This window comes from Mesorhizobium waitakense (assembly GCF_056431085.1).
This window is the reverse complement of sequence record NZ_JBWKME010000044.1, coordinates 1-4,051: the sequence shown is the minus strand read 5'-3', so window position 1 is coordinate 4,051 and position 4,051 is coordinate 1. Positions and strand designations below refer to the sequence as shown.

The 4,051-nt window shown below is 56.2% G+C and carries 2 protein-coding genes and 1 pseudogene; all 3 read left to right on the top strand.

The genetic code is table 11. From position 1 onward, the window contains the following. Positions 1 to 991: 991 nt before the first annotated feature. Positions 992 to 1,560: pseudogene (locus tag AC07FD_RS10200) on the top strand (transposase); the annotation flags it as partial. A 676-nt stretch (positions 1,561 to 2,236) separates the two neighbouring features. Beyond that, a complete protein-coding gene (locus tag AC07FD_RS10195; protein ID WP_245331287.1) occupies positions 2,237 to 2,536 on the top strand; it encodes a helix-turn-helix domain-containing protein in 300 nt (99 codons plus the stop codon). Next, a complete protein-coding gene (locus tag AC07FD_RS10190; RefSeq protein WP_095090323.1) occupies positions 2,533 to 3,867 on the top strand; it encodes a type II toxin-antitoxin system HipA family toxin in 1,335 nt (444 codons plus the stop codon). Before AC07FD_RS10195 ends, AC07FD_RS10190 begins: the two co-directional genes overlap by 4 nt. The last annotated feature ends 184 nt before the right edge of the window (positions 3,868 to 4,051 follow it).

Genomic DNA, 4,051 nt, shown 5'->3' with positions numbered 1-4,051 from the left:
GAGATTCGACTTCATACGACAAACGCTCAAGCGGCGGAATGTTTAAGCGGCTAACAACTTTTCACACGAAGGCCTTTCGATCGCGATGATGCTCTGTCAATTTCTTAAAAAGTTCCAGCCTCCTCTTACATCACTATGCAACAAAGAGTAACGTATGGTCAATGTTAAGAATAGAGTTCTCAACTAAGTTCCTCGTGCGGGATCGCTTTTTCGGCTGTCTTTTGGCAGCAGGAGCTTCGACGCCGGCCTCCGCATGGGGACCTGAAGATCATTCGATCACGTAGAGATCACAAAGCGGTGACATTCAGCGACGCCGCTTCAGCAGGTGCAAAGCATTCTTGGGGGAGACGTCCATGGCATCGCGTACCAGACCTGGCATGAAGTTGCGTGTCGCTCACTTAGCCGTCGCAACCCGCCGGTTCGTTCCGGTCCTTCTCATTTTACTTAGCATGTCGGGCTGCGAGAAGAATCTCTTCCAGGCTCCACCCCGTGGTGGCACTGCCGATGTGCCGACGGCTCTAACGTCGGACAGCGTTCTCACGCTGGTGGCACAAATTCCGTATGAGACGCTAGTGCGAGCGGCGCAATCGAAGATACCGCAATCCGTTCCAGTGCATGGAGATGGTCACATCGGATGTGTCGGCATTCCTCACATTGAAGGGGGACATTTGGACCATCATACCGAATGCCGCTGGGTTGTCGGCGTGCGTGTTTGCGCCGAGGTGCCAGATATTACCGCTCCGAGCATTGGCACTACGAACCAATGCGCCGACTATCATTGGCATGCTGATATCAAAACTGATGGCCCTCTTGTCGTGACCCAGGCGGGCAATGGCGTTCACGTCGAACAGCCGCTATTTGTCAGCGGTCAGGCCGGCGTAGGCGGCGACCTTGCCAGATTGCTTTCACTTTCCGGAAAGAACTTCGAGGCTCGGCTGGTCCCCGGCGTCGATCTGCAGCTCGATATGAACGATAAGTGGTGCCCCGTGCTCTCGGGAACCCCAACGGGCAGATGCGCAAGCATGTCGCGGACCTGGAGAGCAGCACGATGGCGCGCTTTGAAGTGTCATGGAAGACGAACAAGGTCCGCCGCTTCAAGGAGTTTTTTGACGGCGCCGCCAGTTGGAGCCGCGTAGAGCGCATCATCGCCCGCGTCGAGGTCGGCGCCCAAGGTGCCGATACCCGCTTCATCGTCACCAACCTTGCAAGTGGCAAGGCCAAGGCGCTCTACGAGGATGTCTACTGCCGGCGCGGCGCTGCCGAGAACCACATCAAGTCGTGGCCGCCGACCGCACATCCTGCACAAGAGCGACGGCCAACCAGTTCCGGCTGTTCCTGCATGCCGGCGCCTACTGGCTGATGTGGGGCCTGCGCGCCGCGATGCCGAAACGCTCGAGCTTTGCCGTCGCCCAATTCGACACGCTGCGATTGCGCCTCATCAAGATCGCCGCCCGCGTAGTCGAGATGAAAACCCAGATCCGTCTGCACCTGCCGACATCCTGCCCCGACCAGTGTATTCTGCGCATCGTCCTCAGCCGCATCCCGCAACTCGCGACATAAACGATGGGGCGCAGACGTCCCGAAACAAACCCGCCGAACTCAACCCGCAAACCCCCGCCTTCCATCACGACGGATCATCGCCGGCGCCCGACGAGGCTTGTCAAAATGCACTCCGAGGGCGGCCAGCTCGCCATGCAGGCCGCCGAAAGCCGATCGCCGTGCATCAAGCGGGCTAGTAGCATGTGTACCAGATCGATGCTCTCGGAGTCCCTGGCGCCAGCGGCGCAGGGCAGGGGACCTGAAATCGTGAGGCTCGTCTGGTTGGCCTTCGCGCTTTCAGATCGTGACGGCATTTTCACGCGTATCGAGGCCGAGTCGGAGCACCTGTAACGGCCGTGGCTCATCAAGTGGCAGCGCAGGGGGTCCCGCATTGCGGACAGTACCGCTCGCCGTCGGTCTCCGGCCAGCACATGCGCTTGAACCATTTGTACGCCGTCTCCTCCCGGACCTTCGCCAAGTCCATGACGGTGAGTGTCGGCATCCCGGCGACAGCAGGAAATGCTGCCTTTCGGTTCGTTTTCGGACATCGCCATAGCTCAGCCCCTCCTCGGTTTGGACGGCGACTGAGCCGCGTATTTCCAAACCTCCGGACGGGATCGGGACGAGCAAACTTGACATCTTTGATAATTGCTATTATTATTGCACTTAAATTAGGGTTATGGATATAAGTGCTATCATGATAACATTTAAGATGACATCGCCGAAGGAAATCATTGAAGGTGTCGCAACACGGATGAAGCGACGACGAATTGATGCCAATTTTACCCAACGAGAGCTGGCTTCCAAGGCTGGAGTTTCCTACGGCTCCCTGCGAGTTTTTGAAGAGACCGGCAGGGCATCCTTTGAAGCTGTCGTAAAGCTCGCATTCGCTTTGGAGGCAGAAGCTGAATTTGAAAGCTTGTTTCCTTCACGACCTCCAAAGACACTTGAAGATGTCGTCGGGCATCCGGCTAGGATGAGAGTCCGCAAGAAATGAAGTTCAGGCCAATCAGAAAAGTGAAGGTGATTCTCGATCTCGAGGGTTCCCAACGAGATCTGGGAACGCTTGCCTGGAGTTCCGAGGAACGCCGAGCTTACTTTGAGTACGCAGCCGAATTCATAACCGAACCACTGCTAATTTCACCGTTCCATCTCGGATTGAAGGGAGGTCTTCTTCCAGCTCAGCATGAACCGTTCAATGGGCTGCATGGGCTCTTTAACGACAGCCTTCCAGATGGATGGGGACGCCTATTGCTGGATCGCTGCCTTCAAAAAGCGGGGGTGGACTACCATACGCTTACGGCTTTGGACCGCCTTTCTGCTGTGGGAACTTCCGGAATGGGAGCATTGGCTTTCGTTCCTGAACTTCCCGATGACAAGCATGGTGCAGGCGACTTGGACTGGTTCGTTGAGCAGGTTAAGCTTGTGCAAAAGGAGATGGACACTGCCGAGATTGACGCACTGCAGGGAGCTCAGGGCGGCTCCGCAGGCGCGCGTCCCAAGATCATGATCGGCTTGAACCCGGATCAGAATACCTTTGTGATCGATTACGGCCATCAATTGAAGCTTGGTCTCGAACGCTGGATGGTCAAATCGCGTAGCTCCGACGACCCAATAGATATCGGTGTCGAGGAGCAAGCTTATGCGCTCATGGCCCGTGCCGCCGGGTTGGAGATGGCTGATACGCGGGTGCTGCAGACAAAAAAAGGAAATCGTCTTTTCGCGACCAAGCGATTTGACCGCACATCGCATGGACGACTACATATGCATACTGCGAGCGGTCTTCTTTATGCCGACCATCGACAGGCATCACTTGACTACGGTTCGCTTCACAAACTGACGTACATGATGACTAGAGACAGCGCGGAGGTCCTCCGCATGTTCGGTCACATGGTTTTCAATGTGTATGCACGGAACCGAGATGACCATTCGAAGAACCATTCTTTCCTGATGGGATCGGATGGGCGGTGGAAACTCTCTCCGGCGTACGATCTGACCTTCTCGGCAGGCCCGGGAGGACAGCATAGCGCATCGATTGCAGGGGAGGGATTGAATCCAGGGCGGCAGCATTTGCTTGCCGTCGCTAATGGCGCTTCCATTTCCGAGCAGGAAGCGTTGAACGTGATTGAACGCATCCGATCTGCGGTCGATCGCTGGCCACTGTTCGCGGACGAAGCAGGTCTATCCAGAGCACGAACCAATGAACTTGATCTGATCCTGAATGGACGGAGGCCTCAACCTGAACAGGCGAAACATCACGATACATCCGGTGACAATCTTGCTGTTTCCGAGCCCGTGTCGACACGAAAGAAAACGCGCAAGCGATGATGGGTACACTCCCCGTGGCCGCCGCCGTTGATGTCCTGAAGGCCCGTCTTGAGTGTTTGACATTGTAGGGGTCACAAGTTCGAACCTTGGTATCGCCCCACCATATTTTTCAATCAGTTACATGGAGCAAAATGTAACCGGGGCAGATTTCCGGGCGGAGGTGGGGTTTGCAGGGGGGCGGGTT